Here is a 17,946-nt window from a genome sequence, read left to right on the forward strand (position 1 = left end):
GCGACCGGGGCGGGGGGCTCAGGGGCGGGGTGGCGCTCCGGGAGCAGGGCCAGGACGGCCTGCCGGTGCGCCTCCGTCGTCGCCTCGTCGTACGGGTCGGGCGTCGCCGGGACCTGGAGCCTGAGCACCGGCCCGGTGCCGAGCCGGGCGTACCCCCGCCCGGGCGGGACGTACGGGACGGGCGTGGTGGGCGGGGCGGCGTCCAGGACGTACCGCACCTGCTCGGGGCCGGCGGGCCCGAGGACGACCCTGGCGCGGGTGTGGGAGAGCACGGACTCGCCCAGCGCGTCGAGGCTGTCGAACTGCTCGGCGACGACCACCGTCACGTGGGCGGCCCGGCCGTGCCGCAGGGGGATCTGGAGCAGCGACTGCGGGTCCGGCCGCCCGTCGGCCGCGGCCAGGTGGCCGAACACGCTCGGCCGGTCCACCAGGATCCACAGGGGCCGCCTGGTGTCCTCCGGCGCCGGGTGCCCGGCCTGCCGCGCCCGGTTGGCGGCGATCAGCCGCCGTTCCGTCTCGTGCGCCGCCCATTCCAGGGTCGCCAGCGCGCCGCCCAGCCCGCATTCGACCGCCAGGACCCCGGCGCGCCCGACGAGGCAGGCGTACTCGCCGGTGCCGCTGCCCTCCACGACGACGACGTCGCCGTGCTGGAGGGCCTGCAGGGCGATGGAGCGCAGGAGGGTGGTGGTGCCGCTGCCGGGCTGCCCGACGGCCAGCAGATGCGGTTCCGTCGAGCGCGGTCCGGTGCGCCACACCACCGGCGGGGCGTCCCGCGGCTCGTCACCGTCCAGCACCGGTACGGTCCGCTGGACCGCCTCGGGATCGGTGAACCCCAGCACCGTCTCGCCCGGTGCCGTGACGAAGCGCTGGGCGGCCACGGTGGTGGGCAGCGCCGGAAGCACCCGCATGAGGAGCTGGTTCCCCTCCTCGTCCCAGTCGAAGAGGTACTCCCTGCCCCGCCCGGACTTGGCGTGCAGGAGTTGCTCGATCCTCGCCCGGGACGCGGCCTCGCCGTCCGTGAAGTACGCGGGGTAGGTGATGCGCAGCCGGGCCGGCCGGCCGTCGCCGTCGAACGCGAAGTCGCTGAACGCCTTGGTCCAGTCACCGCCGTGGGCGAACAGCGGGCTCGGGTCCTCGGGCACGGAGAAGTACGGCACCAGCGCCTCGTACAGCGCCCGGAGCCGTTCGGTCTCCGCCTCGTCGGGCCCGGTCTTCACGACCGGGCGTTCGCGCCCCTGCCAGGCCGCCGCGCCCATCACCGTGACCAGGGCCAGCAGGGGCCCGTACGGGACGAGTGCGACGGCCATGACGCAGGCCGCGACCACGAACAGCGCGGGACCGCGCCGCTCCCTGGGGGTCGCGGCCCATCTGGCGCGTGCGGCCCCGCCCAGCTTCCGCAGGCCACGCGTGATCGTGATCAGCGGATGGAGGACGTCCGTGGCGCCGTCGGCGGCCGTTCGTGCGATCTCCCGGCCGCGGGCGATCCGGGCAGTGGCGCTGCTCGGAAGGCTCGTGATGCCCGGGAGGTTCGGGATGCGCGGAAGAGGGCGCCGGGCCACGTCGTACTCCTGATCCTGGGGTCGTGGAGGGGGCCGCTGCGGGTCAGAACTTGATCCCGCCCAGCAGGCTGGCCAGGCTCGCGCCGCCCGCGGTGATGCTGGGTGCGATCGCGGTGCCCGCGAGGTAGAAGCCGAAGAGTGCGCAGACGAGGGCGTGGGAGGCCTTGAGCCCGTCCTTCTTGAAGAAGAGGAAGACGATGATGCCGAGCAGTACCACGCCTGAGATGGACAGGATCATGAGGGGATCTCCTGGGTGAGGGGACAGTCACCTTGAGTACTTCCAGCCTCACAGCAAGTATCTATGTGATTAAAGATGCAAATGGGTGAAATTATCCGGTTTTCACTTCATCGGCGGACGGGGGACCGCGCCGACACGGTCCCCGTGCCCCGGGCCATCCTTTGCCACCGGCGGGCCGGGCCGCGTGAACGGCCGGGCAGTACCCTGTCGGTTCACTCGTACGGCTCTCCCGCCGTGCGCACCGGTTCAACCGGGTACATGCAGGTCAACGCGGCTGTCGCGGCCGCGCGCGTCCATGGTCGCCATGACGCGTCAACGAGGTGAGAGGCGGTACGTCCGATGAGTGAAACCCCGGACCCCGAGGTGATCGAGCTGGCGTCCAAGGTCTTCGATCTTGCACGGCAGGGTGACGCCGAGGCGCTCGCCGCCTACGTCGACGCCGGTGTGCCCGCGAACCTCACCAACGACAAGGGCGACTGCCTGGTGATGCTCGCCGCCTACCACGGCCAGGAGGAGGCGGTGGCGGCCCTCCTGGAGCGCGGCGCCGACCCCGACCGCATCAACGACCGGGGCCAGACCCCGATCGCGGGAGCCGTCTTCAAGGGCGAGGACGGCATCGTCCGCGCCCTCCTCGCGGCCGGGGCCGATCCGGAAGCAGGAACTCCGTCCGCCGTGGATACCGCCAGGATGTTTGGGAAGACACACCTGCTGGAGCTGTTCGAGTCCCGGTGAACGAGTGCTGAACGCCAGGTGAGAGCGGTGCCGTAAATGTGGTCGCGGTGGCGAAATGGCTGGGTCATCATGGCGTCGGGCCCGAACGGGGCCACCGACGAGAGGCAGAGGAAGATGGTCATCACCAAGCGGAAGACGACGGGCGGCTCCACATGTTGCTGCGCGGCCTAGGTCATCACCGATCCCCGGTCACCCCGGGGTCCCCGGTCACCTCCGGGTGCGTCGACAGCTTGATGTGAGGCATTTTCCATGTTCGATCCAGTCATAGCGCCGAGCGGCACGCTGCTCGGCCTGCTGCAGAGGGGTCGCGGCGACGGCACGCTGCACGCGCTGGCCGCGCCACGGGCGGAAGCCCTCGCGGCCCTCAACCACTGCGTCCTCCACGACCCCCGCCAGGACTGGCAGGTCGAGAACCGCTCCCTCTACTACGCACGCCTCTACCTGGATCTGCACGGCGGGCTCGGGGAGATCGAGGCCCACCTCTTCGGTGTCGAGGACCACCTCGACACCGAGGAGTCACGGACCGGTCTCGCGCTCGCCGTCCTCGGCCACCTCGCCGCGTACGGCCGCGAGGACGCCCTCGCCCTGCTGCGCCGGTACGCCGCCACCGGCACCAATTGGTCGTGGGCCCTCGACGAGCTGGCCCTGCGCGACGACGACTCCGGGCTGCGCGCACTCGCCGCCCCGATCCTCGCCAGGTTCCCCGCCACCCCCGAGGGCGACGCCGAGCTGGCCGCCGCCGTACGGGACGCCTTCGAGCCCCGCCCGTGGCGGCTGTGGGCCGACGACCGGCGGGAAGCGATCGGCAGCCGGGTGCGCGCCGCCGGGGAACAGGGCTCCTTCGACCGGTGGCAGCGACAGCTGCGCCCCACCGGCCCCCGGCCGGGCTGGAGCGTCCGGGCCGTCTTCGAGTGGGCCCAGGAGGGCCTGGAGCGCGGTTCCGCGCTCCACGTGCCGGCCGCCCGCTGCCTGACCGCCGTCGCCGGCCCCGACGACCGCCCGCTGATCGTCGAGGCGGCCCGCGGAGGCCCGGACGGCGCGCGCTGCGCCGCCCTGCACTACCTGGCCGAGGCGCGGGACCCCGTCGTGCTCGACCTCATCGAGGCCGCGGCGGCCGACGACTCCCGGGTCGTCGCGGAAGCCGCCGTCGCCGCCTTCGAGCGGATGTGCGGCGACGAGGCCGTCGACCGCGCCCGCGGCTGGGTGCACCGCCCCGACCCGCTGGGCGTCTCGGCGGCCGGCGTGCTCGCCTGCCGGGGCGATGCCCGCGACGCCCCGCTCGTCCTCGGCGCGCTGCGCGAGGCCGTACGGTCCGACGGCCCCGACGCGCAGGCGCTGCACGCGCTCGTCGACGGGGCGGGCCGGCTGGGCGTGGCCTGCGCCGCGCCCGTACTGCGCCACATCTACCGCGAGACCGCCTCCTCCCATCTGCGCGGCCGCACCGCCCGCGCCCTCGCCGCCACCGACCCCTCCTTCCCGAACGGGTTCGCCGTCGAATGCCTGTGGGACTGCGAGGAGACCACCCGGGAGATCGCCGCCCTGCACGCCGAGACCGGCGACGTCCGCGTGGCCGAGCGACTGCGCCGTCTCGCCGCCGACCCCGCCGAGGAGGACGAGGTGCAGACCGCCGTACGGAGCAGGATCGGCCCGGACCTGCCCAAGGTCTGACGGTCTGACCGAAGTGCGCCGAGTCGCCCCGATCGGCGCAGGGACGCGGGGCCGTGCGGGCAAACGCTCATGGGACGTTCCCCGCACGGACAGATCCAAGTCGGTGGGGCCACGCCGGGCGGGACGACAACACCCTTATGCGTGTCGTCATCGTCACCGAGTCCTTCCCTCCCGACGTCAACGGTGTGGCGCACTGCGCCCTGCAGACCGCCCGGCACCTCGCCGGACGCGGCCACGACCCGCTCGTCATCGCGCCGGCCGCCCCCGGCGCCGCCCCGGACGCCCCGGGCGGCGCCGGGGACGCGTACGGCCCCGCCCCGGCGCGGGCCGTCCCCGCGGGCGGCGGCCCGGCGGACGGACACCCGGACGCCGACGCACCCTGCCGGGTCGTCCGCGTCCCCTCCCTGCCGCTGCCCGGATACCCGCAGGTCCGGGTGGCGCTGCCCAGCCGGCGGGTGGCCGCCGCCATCGCCGGGCACCGGCCCGACCTCGTCCATCTGGCGAGCCCCTTCGTGCTCGGCGTACGGGGCATGGCGGCCGCCGCCCGGCTCGGCCTGCCCACCGTCGCGGTCTACCAGACCGACCTCGCCGGCTACGCCCGCACCTACGTCGGCGCCGGCGAAGCGGCGGCCTGGCGGCGGCTGCGCGCCGTGCACGGCGCCGCCGACCGGACCCTCGCCCCCTCCACCGCCGCGGTCCGCGACCTGGAGCGGCACGGGGTGGCGCGGGTACGGCTCTGGCCGCGCGGCGTCGACACCGTGCGGTTCCGTCCCGGACTGCGGGACGCGGGCCTGCGCCGGGAGCTGGCGCCCGGCGGGGAACTGCTCGTCGGGTACGTGGGGCGGCTCGCGCCCGAGAAGCGGGTGGAGCTGCTCGCCGGGGTGTGCGGCCTGCCCGGCGTACGGGTGGTCGTCGTCGGCGACGGGCCGAGCGAAGGGGCCCTGCGCCGGGCGCTGCCCGGCGCCGCGTTCCTGGGGCGCCGGACCGGTCCCGGGCTCGCCCGGATCTTCGCCTCCCTGGACGTGTTCGCGCACACCGGCCCCCATGAGACGTTCTGCCAGACCGTGCAGGAGGCCATGGCCGCCGGCGTCCCGGTGATCGCCCCCGCCGCGGGCGGGCCCCTCGACCTGGTCGACCACGGCCGGACCGGCCTCCTCGTCCCCCCGCACGACCCGGATGCCCTGCGGGCCGCCGTGGCGGCGCTGGCCGCCGACCCCGCCCTGCGCGCCGCCCACGGACGCGCGGGACGGGCGGCGGTCGAGGACAGGACCTGGGCGGCCGTCGGCGACCGGCTCATCGGCCACTACGGCGACGTGCTGCGCGAGCGGACGGTGGTGGCGGCATGAGCCTGCGCATCGTACGGCTGGCGAACTTCGTCACCCCCGCCTCCGGGGGCCTGCGCACCGCCCTCGACGAACTCGGCCGCGGATACCTCGCCGCCGGTCACGAGCCGGTCCTCGTGGTGCCCGGCGAGACCATGAGCGACCGGATCACCCCGCAGGGCAGGGTGATCACCCTGCCCGGACCGGTAGTGCCCGGCACGGGCGGCTACCGCGTCCTGACCGACCGCCCGCGGCTGCGGCGGCTGCTCGGCGAACTCGGCCCCGACCGCCTGGAGGTCTCCGACCGCACCACCCTGCGCTGGACGGGCGAGTGGGCCCGGCGCGCCAGGGTGCCCGCGGTGATGGTCTCCCACGAGACCGCCGACGGCGTCCTGCGCGCCTGGGGGGTGCCGGGCCCGGTCGCCGGGCGCACCGCCGACCGGCTCAACCGCCGCAGCGCGTGGGCCTACGCCCGGATCGTGTGCACCACCGAGTGGGCGGAGCGCGAGTTCGTACGCGTCGGGGCGCGCAACGTCGTGCGCGCGCCGCTCGGTGTCGACCTGCGGCGCTGCCGGCCCGGCCTGCGCAGAGCCGCCCTGCGGGCCCGCCACGCGCCGCCCGGCGCCGACGTGCTGCTCCTGCTCTGCTCCCGGCTCTCGGTGGAGAAACGGCCCGGCACGGCCCTGGACACCGTCGCGGAGCTGCGCGCACGCGGTGTCCGGGCGGCCCTGGTGGTCGCCGGGGACGGGCCGCTGCGCCCCTGGCTGGAGCGGCGGGCCCGAGGGCTCGGCGTCCGGTTCCTGGGGCACGTGCCCGACCGCGACGAGGTGGCGGGCCTCCAGGCCTCGGCGGACGTGTGCCTCGCGCCGGGGCCGGCGGAGACGTTCGGGCTGTCGGCCCTGGAGGCGCTCGCCTGCGGCACCCCGGTCGTCGTCGGCGCCGGCTCCGCGCTGCCCGAGGTGGTGGGCGACGCCGGGGCGGCCGCCCAGGACGACCCCGCCGCGTTCGCCGACGCCGTGATCCGGCTGCTGGCCCGCCCGGAGGAGGAGCGCCGCGCGGCGGCACGCGCGCGTGCCGAGCTGTTCGGCTGGGACCGGGCCGTACGGGCGTTCCTCGCGGCCCACGACGCCCCCGCGCCCCCGGTGCCCGCCTCCGCCCCCCGGGTCCCGGCGTGACGGCGACGGGGACGGCGTCGGGAAGAGCCGCGGCGGAAGGAACCGCGGGCGCGGCGGGAAGGGCGGCCGGGCGGCGGGCGGTGGTGCGGTTCGCCGCGCTCGGGGACTCGCTGACCGCCGGGGTCGGCGACCCGGTGGGCGACGGGCTGCGCGGGTGGGCCGCGCTGCTCGCGGGCGGGCTCGTCGCCGATGACGCCGACAACGCCGACGCCGACGACGCCGACGACGGGAGCGGGGAGGCGGCCGGGGGAGCGGTCCGGTTCCGCAACTTCGCCGTCGCCGGCGCCCGGGCCCGGGACGTCGCCGCGTTCCAGCTGCCGCGGGCACTCGCGTACCGGCCGGACGTCGTCTCCGTCGTCGTCGGCATGAACGACACCCTGCGCCGCACCTTCGACATCACCGAGGTGGCCCTCGCCCTGGATCGCACCTGCGCCGCGCTGTCCGCCCGGGGCGCCGTGCTGCTGACCGCGTGCCTGCCCGATCCCGGCGCCGTGCTGGGCCTGCCCGGGCCCCTCGCCCGCCCCCTCGCACGCCGCCAGCGGCAGGTCGACGCCGTCGTGCACACCCTGTCCGCCCGGTACGGCGCCGTCCACCTGCACCTGGCGGACGCCGCCTGGGTGGCCGACCGCACCCTGTGGAGCGCCGACCGGCTGCACCCGGGGGAGCGCGGGCACCGGACGATCGCCGCGCGGTTCCACGCCCTGCTCGCCGAGCGCGGCCTCGCGCACGCGGCCGCGCCGGGGCGTGAACCGCGGCAGCCGCCGCCCTCCCGCGCGGACGCCCTGCGGTGGCTGGCGACCGCCGGGACGGGCTGGCTGCTGCGGCGCTGCCACGACCTGCTGCCCGACCTGCTCCGGCTCGCCGGGGCGGAGGTGCGGCACCGGGCGCGCGGCACCGGCACGCTGCTCGACCTGCGTGCCGAACGGTCCCTGGCGGCCGCGCTGGCGGCGGTCTCCGGTCCGGCCTCGGTCTCCGGTCCGGCCCAGTTCGCCGGTCCTGCCCCGGCCTCCGGGCCGCCGGCGGTCCTTGCGGGTCCGGCCGGCGTCGGGAGTCCTGCGGCCTCCGCGCGGCCCGTCCCGGTCCCGGTGCCCACCGCGGTCCCCCTTGCCACAATGGGGGAATGACCGGGCGCTGGGAGTTCTGGATCGACCGCGGCGGTACGTTCACCGACGTCGTGGCCCGCCGGCCCGACGGCCACCTGGTCACCCGCAAGCTGCTCTCCCACGCTCCCGGCCGGTACCGGGACGCGGCCGTGGCGGGCGTCCGGCTCCTCCTCGGGCTCGCACCGGGCGAACCCGTACCGGCCGACCGGATCGCCGCCGTCAGGATGGGCACCACCGTCGCCACCAACGCCCTCCTGGAACGGCGCGGCGAGCCCACCGTCCTGCTCATCACCGAGGGCTTCCGCGACGCGCTGCGCATCGCCTACCAGAACCGGCCCCGTATCTTCGACCGCCGGATCCTGCTCCCCGAAGCGGTGTACGACCGGGTCATCGAGGTCCCCGAGCGCGTCGACGCCCGCGGCACCGTGGTCCGGCCGCTCGACGCGCCCGCGGTCCGCGAACGCCTGAAGGCCGCCCATGGCGACGGATTCCGGAGCGCCGCGGTCGTCCTCATGCACGGCCACCGCCGTCCCGACCACGAACTGCGGGTCGCCGAGACGGCCAGGGAGGCCGGGTTCACGCAGGTCAGCTGTTCGCACGAGGTGAGCCCGCTGATCAAACTGGTGCCGCGCGGGGACACCACGGTCGTCGACGCCTACCTCTCACCGATCCTGCGGCGGTACGTCGACGAGGTCGCGGCCGAGCTCGCCGGGGTCCGGCTGCTGTTCATGCAGTCCAACGGCGGGCTGCGCGAGGCCGCCCACTTCCGCGGCAAGGACGCCGTCCTGTCGGGCCCGGCGGGCGGGGTGGTGGGGATGGCGCGCACGTCCGAGCAGGCGGGCTTCACGCGGGTGATCGGCTTCGACATGGGCGGCACGTCCACCGACGTGTCGCACTACGCGGGCGAGTTCGAGCGGGAGCTGGGCACCCAGGTGGCGGGCGTGCGGATGCGCGCCCCCATGATGAGCATCCACACGGTCGCGGCGGGCGGCGGATCGGTCCTCCACTTCGACGGCAGCCGCTACCGGGTCGGCCCCGACTCGGCCGGCGCCCACCCCGGCCCCGCCTGCTACCGGCGCGGCGGCCCGCTCACGGTGACCGACGCCAACGTGATGCTCGGACGCGTACGGCCGGAGCACTTCCCCGCCGTCTTCGGACCGGACGGGGACCAGCCGCTCGACACCGAGGTGGTCCGCGCCGGCTTCACCGCCCTCGCGGAGGAGGTACGGCGGCACACCGCGGCCGCCCCCGCCCCGGAGGAGGTCGCCGCCGGATTCCTGGAGATCGCCGTCCTCGCCATGGCGAACGCCGTCAAGAAGATCTCCGTGCAGCGCGGCCACGACATCACGCGCTACGCGCTGACCGGCTTCGGCGGCGCCGGCGGCCAGCACGTGTGCGCCGTCGCCGACGCGCTCGGGGTCGGCACGGTCCTCGTGCCGCCGCTGGCCGGTGTCCTCTCCGCGTACGGCATCGGACTCGCCGACGCCACCGCCATGCGCGAGCAGTCCGTCGAGGCGGAACTGGACACCGCCGCCCACGCGCGCGTGGCGGAGCTCTGCGCGAGGCTCGCCGAGCGCACCCGCGACGAACTGCGCGCCGACGGCGTGCCCGACGACGCCATCGCCACCCACGCGCGCGTGCTGATCCGCTACGCGGGCACCGACGCGAGCCTGCCCGTCCCCCTGGACTCGGCCGAGGCCATGAGCGAGGCGTTCACCGCCGCCCACCGCGCGCGGTACGCCTTCACCATGGACAAGCCCCTGGTCGTGGAGGCCGTGTCCGTGGAGGCGGTCGGCCGGGCCGGCGGCCCCCATGGTGCCGCGGGCGTCGCACCGCCGCCCCGAAAGGGCCCGCTGCGTCCGCACGCCACCACGGCCATGTACGCGGGCGGTGAGTGGCGGGACACCCCGCTGTACCGCAGGGAGGACCTCCGTCCCGCCGATACGGTGACCGGCCCCGCCGTCGTCGCGGAGGCCGACGCCACCACGGTCGTCGACGACGGATGGCGGGCCCTCGTGACCGGCACCGGCCACCTGCGCCTGACACGGGCCCGCCCCCGGCCGGGCCGCACCGCCGTCGGCACGGACGTCGACCCCGTCCTGCTGGAGGTGTTCAACAACCTCTTCATGGCGATCGCCGAACAGATGGGCGTACGGCTGGAGAACACGGCCCATTCGGTCAACATCAAGGAACGCCTCGACTTCTCCTGCGCCCTGTTCGACGCGGACGGCAACCTGATCGCCAATGCTCCCCACATCCCCGTCCACCTGGGATCCATGGGGGAGTCCATCAAGGAGGTGCTGCGCCGCAACGCGGACACCATGCGGCCCGGAGACGTGTACGCGATCAACGATCCCTACCACGGAGGCACCCACCTGCCCGACGTGACGGTCGTGACACCGGTCTTCGGCCCGGCAGGCGACCTCCCGGCAGCCGACTTCCCGGCAGGCGACCCCTCGGCCGGCGACCTCCCGGCCGGTGACTCCCCGGCCGGCGACCCCCGGGCAGGCGACCGGGCCGGAGAGCTCCGCTTCCTGGTCGCCTCGCGCGGCCACCACGCCGAGATCGGCGGCATCACTCCCGGCTCCATGCCGGCCTTCAGCCGCAGCATCCACGAGGAGGGCGTCCTCTTCGACAACTGGCTGCTCGTGCGCGACGGCCGGCTGCGCGAGGCCGAGACCGTGCGGCTCCTCACCGAGGCGCCGTACCCGTCCCGGGACCCTGGCACCAACCTCGCCGACCTGCGGGCCCAGATCGCCGCCAACGAGAAGGGCATCGACGAACTGCGCCGGATGGTCGACCGGTTCGGCCTCGACGTCGTCCACGCGTACATGCGGCACGTGCGGGACAACGCCGAGGAGTCCGTCCGCCGCATCGTGGCCGGCCTCCGGGACGGCTCCTACCGCTACGAGACGGACGGCGGCGCCGTCGTCCAGGTGGCCGTCCGCGTCGACCACGAGCGGCGCGGCGTCGTCCTGGACTTCGCCGGGACGTCACCGCAGCAGCCGGGGAACGTCAACGCGCCCACGTCGGTGGTCATGGCGGCCGTGCTGTACGTGTTCCGGACCCTCGTCGACGACGACATCCCCCTCAACAGCGGCTGTCTCGCACCGCTGGACGTCCGGGTGCCGGAGGGCTCGATGCTCGCACCGGTCCACCCCGCGGCCACCGTCGCGGGCAACGTCGAGACCTCGCAGGCCGTGACCGGCGCCCTGTACGCCGCGCTGGGCGTCCAGGCGGAGGGCTCGGGCACCATGAACAACGTGACGTTCGGCAACGACCGCGTCCAGTACTACGAGACGGTGGCGAGCGGCTCGGGTGCCGGGGACGGCTTCGACGGCGCCGACGCGGTGCAGACCCACATGACCAACTCCCGCCTCACCGACCCCGAGGTCCTGGAATGGCGTTACCCGGTCCGGGTGGACGCGTTCTCGGTACGCGGCGGCAGCGGCGGGCGCGGCCGGTGGAAGGGCGGCGACGGCGTCGTACGGCGCATCCGGTTCCTCGAACCCATGACGGTGGCGCTCCTCACCGGGCACCGCAGGGTCCCTCCGTACGGGATGGCGGGCGGCGCTCCGGGGGCCCTCGGCGAGAACCTGGTGGAGCGTGCCGACGGCACCGTCCGCCGGCTGGAGGGGGTCGACGTGGTGGACGTCGCCCCGGGGGACGTCCTGGTGGTCACGACCCCCGGGGGCGGCGGCTACGGAACCCCGTCCGACGGCGCGGCGCGCCTCAACGGACCGGGATGAACCGGACGGTGGTCCCCGGCACCGCCTGGGCCGCCGCCGCCAGGTCCCGCTCGCGGACCACGGCCACCACCGGATAGCCACCGGTCGTCGGGTGGTCCGCGAGGAACACCACCGGGCGCCCGTCCGGCGGGACCTGGACCGCTCCCAGGACCATGCCCTCACTGGGCAGCTCCCCGGTCACGGCACGCTCCAGGGGCGGGCCCTCGGTCCGCAGCCCGATGCGGTTGCTCGCCGGCGACACCCGGTACGCGCGCGTGGTGAACAGCCGGAGGGCCGCGGCCGTGAACCAGTCGTCGCGCGGACCGAGCCGGGCCCGCAGCACCAGCTCCCCGGGCGCCGCCGGCCAGGGCACGGCGTCGGACCCGGCCGCGCCCGCGGGCCGCGGGCCCAGCGGGAGCACGGTCCCGTCGCGGAGCGGGGCCGGGCCCAGCCCCGAGAGCAGGTCCGTGGACCGGCTGCCGAGCACCGCCTCGGCGGCCACGCCCCCGGCGAACGCCACGTACGACCGCAGACCCCGCACCGCGCGGCCCACCTCCAGCACGGCGCCCGCCGGGACGCGCACGGGGGCGCCCCACGCCGCGGGCCGCCCGTCCACGCGGACGGCGCAGGGGGCGCCGCCGACCGCGACGGTCACCGCGCAGCGCGGCCGGACGGCGCAGCCGTCGACGGTGGTCTCCAGCACGGCCGCGTCCGCCGGGTTGCCGACCAGGCGGTTGGCCAGTGCGCTCGCGTACGGGTCGAGGGCGCCCGAGCGGGGTACGCCGAGGTGCGCGTGGCCGGGGCGCCCCCGGTCCTGCACGGTGGTCAGCGCCCCGGCCCGTACGACGGCGAAGGCCCGGTCGGTCATCGGCCCCCCACGCCCCGCGGCACGTCACGCGCCGCCTCCTGCGGGTCCTGCGGGACGAACCGCACCCGGGTGCCCGGCGACAGCAGTGCCGCGGGCTCACGCCGCGGGTCCCACAGCACCGCGTCCGTCGTCCCGATGAGCTGCCAGCCGCCCGGTGACGTGCGGGGGTACACGCCCGTGTAGGGGCCCGCCACCGCCACGGCACCGGCCGGCACGGCGGTGCGCGGAGTGGCCCGCCGTGGCACCTCGTACCCGGCGGGAAGTCCGGTCAGGTAGCCGAACCCGGGCGCGAACCCGCAGAACGCGACCCTGAACTCGGCCCCCGCGTGGATCTCCGCCGCCTCCTCGGGGCTCACGCCCCACAGAGCGGCGACCTCGGGCAGGTCGGGCCCGTCGTACCGGACCGGGATGTCGAGGGCCGGCTCCACGCGCGCGTGCAGCGGCTCGATCTCCCACCCGGTGATGAGCGAGGCGAGCCGCGCGGGCTCCTCCACGCCGTCCAGCAGCACCGTCCGCGCCGCCGGAACGATCTCGGTCACGGAGGACAGCGCACCGGCCGCCCGGCGGCGCAGCAGCTCCGCGTGGAGGGCCTCGGTCTCCCCGCCGCTGCCGAGCTCGACGAGCAGGGCCCGCTCGCCGACGACGACGGCCCTCATACGAACGCCTCCACCCGCACCCCGGAGGCCTCCAGCTGCGCCCGGACACGGCGGGCCAGTCCCACCGCGCCCGGGGTGTCGCCGTGCAGGCACAGCGACCGGGCCCGGACGGGGACCGAGCGGCCGCACAGCGAGGTGACCACCCCGAACCGTGCCATGGACACCGACCGTTCCACGACGGCCGCCGCGTCCGTGATGACGGCGCCTTCCTCGCCGCGCGGCACGAGCGTGCCGCCCGCCGTGTAGGCCCGGTCCGCGAACGCCTCGGTGACGACCGGGAGTCCGGCCTTCTCGGCCGTCTCGTGCAGCCGGGAGCCGGGAAGCCCGAGGAGGGGGAGCCGCTCACCGGTGAGCAGTACGCCGTCGACGACCGCCTGGGCCTGCCCCTCGTCGTGCACGACGCGGTTGTAGAGGGCGCCGTGCGGTTTGACGTACGACACCCGTGCGCCGGCCGCCCTGGCGAACACCTGCAGGGCGCCGATCTGGTACGCCACCTCGGCGGCCAGCTCGTCGTGCGGCACGTCCATGGAACGCCGGCCGAAGCCGGCCAGGTCCCGGTAGGAGACCTGGGCACCGATCCGTACGCCGCGTCCGGCCGCCAGCTCGCAGACGCGCCGCATGGTGACCGCGTCCCCGGCGTGGAAGCCGCAGGCCACATTGGCGCTGGTGACGACGGACAGGAGCTGTTCGTCGTCGGTCAGGAGCCAGCGCCCGAAGCCCTCTCCGAGGTCGGCGTTGAGGTCGATCGAGGCCCAGGTCATGGTGGTGTCTCCCAGTGGTGCGTCAGGTCAGTTCACGGCCGCGCGTCTCGGGCAGGCCCAGGAGGGCCAGTACGGCGATGCCGTAGCCCACCGCGCCGAAGACGAGCGCCCCGCCCACGCCCCAGCTGTCGGCGAGGAAGCCCACGAGGGTGGGGAAGAAGGCCCCCACCGCGCGGCCGGTGTTGTACGTGAATCCCTGCCCCGTACCGCGTACCGCCGTCGGGTACAGCTCGGAGAGGAACGAGCCGAACCCGCTGAAGATGGCCGACATGCAGAACCCGAGGGGGAAGCCGAGGACGAGGACCAGTCCGTTCGCCCCGGCGGGGATGTTGGTGTACGCCAGGATGCACACCGCCGACAGCACGGCGAAGACGACGATGTTGCGTTTGCGGCCGAGCCGGTCGGTGAGGTAGCCGCCCGTCAGGTAGCCGATGAAGGCGCCGGAGATCAGGAAGGCGAGGTAGCCGCCCGTGCCGACGACGGTCAGCCCGCGGTCACCCTTGAGGTACGTCGGCACCCAGGTGGCCAGTGTGTAGTAGCCGCCCTGGACCCCGGTGGACAGCAGTGTCGCGAAGACGGTCGTCCGCAGCAGGCCCGGGCGGAAGACGGCCGTGAGGGAGCCGCGTTCGCTGCTCGACCTGCGCACCTCGGCGGCGTGCGGGGCGTCCTCGACGTTCCGCCGGACCCAGATGACCAGCAGGGCCGGCAGGGCGCCCGTCCAGAACATCACGCGCCATGCGGTGTCCGGGTCGAGGAAGTGGAACACCAGCGTGTAGACGATGACGGCGAGGGCCCAGCCGGCCGCCCAGGCGCTCTGAACGCCGCCGAGCGTGCGGCCGCGGTGCTTGGCGGAGGCGTACTCGGCGACAAGGATCGCACCGACCGCCCATTCGCCGCCGAACCCGACGCCCTGCAGGGCACGGAAGACCAGCAGCGTCTCGTAGTTGGGGGCGAAGCCGCACAGGACTGTGAAGAGGGCGTAGGTGATGACGGTGATCATCAGCGCCTTCACCCGGCCGATCCGGTCGGCGAGGATGCCCGCGAGGATGCCGCCCAGGGCCGAGACGACGAGCGTGACGGTGGTGAGCAGGCCGGTCTGGCCGCTGCTCAGGCTGAAGTAGGCGGAGATCGCCACCATGCTCAGGGGCAGCGTGAAGAAGTCGTAGGAGTCGAGGGCGTAGCCGCCGAACGCGCCGCCGAAGGCGCGCCGGCCGCGCGGTCCGAGGGCGCGCAGCCAGGCGAACGCGCCCTTGTCGCCGGGCACTTCGCCCTGGGTCGGCCGAGGGGTCTGGGTCGTACTCATCTGCACCTCGCAGAGGGGGAGGCGGGCCTGAGTGGGCGTGGGGGGAGGAGCGGATCCGAGCCGTGCGGTGTCCCCAAAGTAGGGATTGTTGAACGATCCGACAAGAGGTTCGTCCCCTTGTTCTCGGAGCCTCGCTTCCTTCTACGATGAGCACAGGGGAGCGGAAGCCGTGGACGGACGAGATGAGGGCGCTGTGGGGACGACGGGCTCGGGGAGCGGCGGGCTGGCGGACGACCGGGCGCTGCTCGGCCGCACGAGCACCGCGGAGCGGGTCGCGGACATCCTGCGCACCCGTATCGCCGAGGGGTTCTTCCCGCCGGGCACGCGGCTGTCGGAGGACAGCATCGGCGGCGCGCTCGGGGTGTCCCGCAACACCCTGCGCGAGGCGTTCCGGCTGCTCACACACGAGCGTCTGCTGGTCCACGAGCTGAACCGGGGGGTGTTCGTGCGCGTCCTCGCCGTCGAGGACGTCGTGGACATCTACCGCACGCGGCGGCTCGTCGAGCGGGCTGTCGTGCACGACCTGGGAGAGCCCCCGTTCCGCCTCGACGGGCTGGTCCGGGCGGTGACCGGGGGTGAGCACGACGCGCGGGAGGGGAACTGGGCGGGCGTCTCCACCGCCAACATCCACTTCCACCGCGAACTGGTCGCCCTCGCGGGCAGCGCCCGCATGGACGAGCTGATGCGGGGCGTCCTCGCCGAACTCCGGCTCGTCTTCCACCTGGTGGACGATCCGCGTGCGCTGCACGAGCCCTATCTCATGCGAAACCGGGAGATTCTGGACGCTCTGGAGGCGGGGGAGCGGGCGAAGGCGGAGCGGCTGCTCGTGGAGTACCTCGACGATTCGCGTGACCAGTTGGTCCGGGTTTACACCCGTGTGCGGGAGCACGGCTCGGGAACGCCCACCGGCTGACGGTCCGCGGGCGCCCGGACACCCGGGACACCCGTGCACCCGTGCACCCGTGCACCCGGCCGAGCGGGAGCCGGCCGCCCCGCCCGGGGCCCACGGCTCGGTCCCAGGGGCCGGGCGGGGGCTCGCGCGCGGGGCTCGCCACCGCCTCCGCGAGCCGGCCGGCGCGGCCCGCGCGCACCGGCGTGCGGGGCTTGCGCGCACAGGCGTGGGGGGTGTCCGCGCACCGGCCCGCCCGTGGGAGGGCGGGGGCCATCTGCGCCGTTTCGACCGTTGTCACTGCGAGGACCTAATCTGTGCAGCGTGACTTCGCCTGCCTCGACGGAATTCGTTCCGCCCCAGCTCAGCGCGGGGCCGCGGCCCGCGCAGGGCCCGGCCGCCGACGAAGGGCTCGCGCGGCGGCTGCGCGCGCTCGCGTGCACCGCGCCCCTGCACGACCTGGACGCGCGCAAGGCGAACCTGGCGGGGGAGTACTCGACGTACGCCATGGCGGAGGTCGCCCTCGCGGCGATCGACCTCGTCACGCTCAACATGGACTTCGACACCGGCGCCGACCACGAGCAGATCGTCGCCCGGCTGCTGCCCCGCATCGCCGCCCAGGCCCCGCAGCGCCCCGCCGCCGAGCACGAGCGGGTGGCCCGCTGGGTGCTGGAGAACCTGATCAACGTCGGCAGCGTCGACCGGGGCTTCCGCGCCGTGTACGGCACGTTCGGCACCGACGGTGTCTACGTGCGCCGCGACTACGACTTCAAGCTCATCGAGGAGGTCCCCGGCTACGGCGGCGCCGTTTACCTGCGGACCACCGACGAGGCGGTCAACGTCCTCGTCGGCGCCCTCGACACCGACGTCACCAGCGCCCAGATCGCGGCCGAGGTCAAGCTGGAGGTGCTGATCAGCCGCGGCCGGCTGGCCGACGCCCAGCTCGCCGCCGAGCAGGCCAGGTACCGCACCGTGCAGTACGCCGAGACGCTGCGCAGGACCCTGGAGGCCACCCGGCGCAACGTCCGGGCCGTCGACTGGCTCGGCGCCGTACCGGACATGATCGACGAGGCGCTCGACCACGTCGCCGACCGCTACCGCCACGAGAACGCCATCCTCACCAACATCCGCAAGGCGCGCGACGAGGCCGAGGACCAGGAGCACAAGCGGCGCGCGGCCGAGCTGGTCGACATCGTCAAGGACTGCATCCGCCGCCACACCCAGCTCCAGTCACGCCTCCTGGAGGCCGGGCCGCTGTTCCGGGCCGAACAGGACCGGCAGGCCTTCGCCCGGCCCACCGCCCGCTCGGGACTCGACCTCTACGGCCAGCTGGTCGCACCCGTCCTGCCGCTCCCCGTGGAAGAGGCCATCAAGGTCACCGACGCGTACTTCGCCCACGGCACGGGGCTGCGCGCCCCCGGCGCGGTCCGGATGGGCGACCTGGTCGAACTGCTGCTGACCCCGCCGGTGGAGCGCGAGCACCTGGGCGCCGAGATGCCCGAACCCGACCTGATCGCGACGCCCGACGACAGCCGGTTCAGCGAAGCGCAGCTGGCGACCGCCATGGACCTGCTCGACCTGGAGCACGACGCGCCGCGCCGCCTCTCCGGGCTGCTCGCCGAGGCCCGCCGTCTCGACCCCGAACTGCCCTACCTGGTGGCCCTGCTGGCCGTGCACGCGGCGAGCCCCCCGGTCGGCACGGCGTACCGGCAGGGCGAGGAGCGCCTGCTGTTCGCCGTCGACGACGGCACCGAACTCGACGACCCGGAGTTCGGCGGCGCCGACCTGATCGTCGGCACCGCCCTGCTGGACGCGGTGGGCATGGCCGCCGACCGCAAGGACACGGCATGACGGGCACCGCCGCCGTCACCGACGCCGGCCGCCGCGCGTGACCCGGGCCGCCCGTACCGCCCCGCCCCCACCACGATCCACCCGCACCGAGGA

14 protein-coding genes are annotated in these 17,946 nt (G+C 75.1%); 8 read left to right on the top strand and 6 right to left on the bottom strand.

The genetic code is table 11. From position 1 onward, the window contains the following. On the bottom strand, nucleotides 1-1,559 hold a 1,559-nt coding region (locus A4V12_RS00265), incomplete at its 3' end, for a hypothetical protein (protein ID WP_064067089.1). 43 nt (nucleotides 1,560-1,602) lie between these two features. Continuing rightward, the gene (locus tag A4V12_RS00270) at nucleotides 1,603-1,797 is read right to left on the bottom strand and encodes a hypothetical protein (RefSeq protein WP_017949565.1); all 195 of its coding nucleotides are present in this window, start codon (nucleotides 1,795-1,797) and stop codon (nucleotides 1,603-1,605) included. Nucleotides 1,798-2,136: 339 nt separating this feature from the next. On the opposite strand from A4V12_RS00270, the gene A4V12_RS00275 reads away from it, so the two are divergent. From A4V12_RS00275 to A4V12_RS00300, 6 genes are all read left to right on the top strand, one after another. Next, nucleotides 2,137-2,529, top strand: coding sequence for an ankyrin repeat domain-containing protein (locus A4V12_RS00275; protein ID WP_064067090.1), 393 nt, complete (start codon nucleotides 2,137-2,139; stop codon nucleotides 2,527-2,529). A gap of 249 nt (nucleotides 2,530-2,778) precedes the next feature. Further along, a complete protein-coding gene (locus tag A4V12_RS00280) occupies nucleotides 2,779-4,197 on the top strand; it encodes a hypothetical protein (RefSeq protein WP_064067091.1) in 1,419 nt (472 codons plus the stop codon). Between the two features lie 137 nt (nucleotides 4,198-4,334). Continuing rightward, the gene (locus A4V12_RS00285) at nucleotides 4,335-5,543 is read left to right on the top strand and encodes a glycosyltransferase family 4 protein (RefSeq protein ID WP_064067092.1); all 1,209 of its coding nucleotides are present in this window, start codon (nucleotides 4,335-4,337) and stop codon (nucleotides 5,541-5,543) included. Next, nucleotides 5,540-6,694, top strand: coding sequence for a glycosyltransferase (locus A4V12_RS00290; protein ID WP_079136701.1), 1,155 nt, complete (start codon nucleotides 5,540-5,542; stop codon nucleotides 6,692-6,694). The genes A4V12_RS00285 and A4V12_RS00290 overlap by 4 nt, the downstream gene beginning before the upstream one ends. An 83-nt stretch (nucleotides 6,695-6,777) precedes the next feature. Next, nucleotides 6,778-7,818: an SGNH/GDSL hydrolase family protein gene (locus A4V12_RS00295; protein ID WP_079136706.1), complete on the top strand. Its 1,041-nt coding sequence runs from the start codon at nucleotides 6,778-6,780 to the stop codon at nucleotides 7,816-7,818. Further along, entirely contained in the window at nucleotides 7,815-11,546 is a 3,732-nt protein-coding gene (locus tag A4V12_RS00300; RefSeq protein WP_064067095.1) for a hydantoinase B/oxoprolinase family protein, read from the top strand. Before A4V12_RS00295 ends, A4V12_RS00300 begins: the two co-directional genes overlap by 4 nt. On the opposite strand, the gene A4V12_RS00305 is transcribed toward A4V12_RS00300, so the two are convergent. From A4V12_RS00305 to A4V12_RS00320, 4 genes are read right to left on the bottom strand one after another with little or no spacing between them, the layout of a single operon-like run. Next, complete coding sequence (locus A4V12_RS00305) at nucleotides 11,530-12,393, bottom strand: biotin-dependent carboxyltransferase family protein (protein WP_064067096.1); 864 nt, start codon at nucleotides 12,391-12,393, stop codon at nucleotides 11,530-11,532. The genes A4V12_RS00300 and A4V12_RS00305 overlap by 17 nt on opposite strands. Beyond that, nucleotides 12,390-13,049: a 5-oxoprolinase subunit B family protein gene (locus tag A4V12_RS00310; RefSeq protein ID WP_064067097.1), complete on the bottom strand. Its 660-nt coding sequence runs from the start codon at nucleotides 13,047-13,049 to the stop codon at nucleotides 12,390-12,392. The genes A4V12_RS00305 and A4V12_RS00310 overlap by 4 nt, the downstream gene beginning before the upstream one ends. Then, entirely contained in the window at nucleotides 13,046-13,810 is a 765-nt protein-coding gene (locus A4V12_RS00315) for a LamB/YcsF family protein (RefSeq protein ID WP_064067098.1), read from the bottom strand. The genes A4V12_RS00310 and A4V12_RS00315 overlap by 4 nt, the downstream gene beginning before the upstream one ends. A gap of 22 nt (nucleotides 13,811-13,832) precedes the next feature. Next, nucleotides 13,833-15,113: an MFS transporter gene (locus tag A4V12_RS00320; RefSeq protein WP_064067099.1), complete on the bottom strand. Its 1,281-nt coding sequence runs from the start codon at nucleotides 15,111-15,113 to the stop codon at nucleotides 13,833-13,835. A gap of 193 nt (nucleotides 15,114-15,306) precedes the next feature. Between A4V12_RS00320 and A4V12_RS00325 the strand changes: the two genes are divergently transcribed. Both A4V12_RS00325 and A4V12_RS00330 read left to right on the top strand, forming a co-directional pair. Next, nucleotides 15,307-16,026, top strand: coding sequence for a GntR family transcriptional regulator (locus A4V12_RS00325; protein ID WP_064067100.1), 720 nt, complete (start codon nucleotides 15,307-15,309; stop codon nucleotides 16,024-16,026). Between the two features lie 300 nt (nucleotides 16,027-16,326). Continuing rightward, nucleotides 16,327-17,853 carry a hypothetical protein gene (locus A4V12_RS00330; RefSeq protein ID WP_064067101.1) on the top strand — a complete coding sequence of 509 codons (1,527 nt, stop codon included), beginning with the start codon at nucleotides 16,327-16,329 and terminating at the stop codon, nucleotides 17,851-17,853. The last annotated feature ends 93 nt before the right edge of the window (nucleotides 17,854-17,946 follow it).

Origin of the sequence: Streptomyces noursei (assembly GCF_001646665.1) — a bacterium.
Lineage (GTDB): Bacteria > Actinomycetota > Actinomycetes > Streptomycetales > Streptomycetaceae > Streptomyces > Streptomyces lavendulocolor.

Coding starts and splice junctions, on each gene's coding strand:
- A4V12_RS00270 (WP_017949565.1), bottom strand. CDS start 1,797: ATGATCCTGTCCATCTCAGGCGTGGTACTGCTCGGCATCATCGTCTTC.
- A4V12_RS00275 (WP_064067090.1), top strand. CDS start 2,137: ATGAGTGAAACCCCGGACCCCGAGGTGATCGAGCTGGCGTCCAAGGTC.
- A4V12_RS00280 (WP_064067091.1), top strand. CDS start 2,779: ATGTTCGATCCAGTCATAGCGCCGAGCGGCACGCTGCTCGGCCTGCTG.
- A4V12_RS00285 (WP_064067092.1), top strand. CDS start 4,335: ATGCGTGTCGTCATCGTCACCGAGTCCTTCCCTCCCGACGTCAACGGT.
- A4V12_RS00290 (WP_079136701.1), top strand. CDS start 5,540: ATGAGCCTGCGCATCGTACGGCTGGCGAACTTCGTCACCCCCGCCTCC.
- A4V12_RS00300 (WP_064067095.1), top strand. CDS start 7,815: ATGACCGGGCGCTGGGAGTTCTGGATCGACCGCGGCGGTACGTTCACC.
- A4V12_RS00305 (WP_064067096.1), bottom strand. CDS start 12,393: ATGACCGACCGGGCCTTCGCCGTCGTACGGGCCGGGGCGCTGACCACC.
- A4V12_RS00310 (WP_064067097.1), bottom strand. CDS start 13,049: ATGAGGGCCGTCGTCGTCGGCGAGCGGGCCCTGCTCGTCGAGCTCGGC.
- A4V12_RS00315 (WP_064067098.1), bottom strand. CDS start 13,810: ATGACCTGGGCCTCGATCGACCTCAACGCCGACCTCGGAGAGGGCTTC.
- A4V12_RS00320 (WP_064067099.1), bottom strand. CDS start 15,113: ATGAGTACGACCCAGACCCCTCGGCCGACCCAGGGCGAAGTGCCCGGC.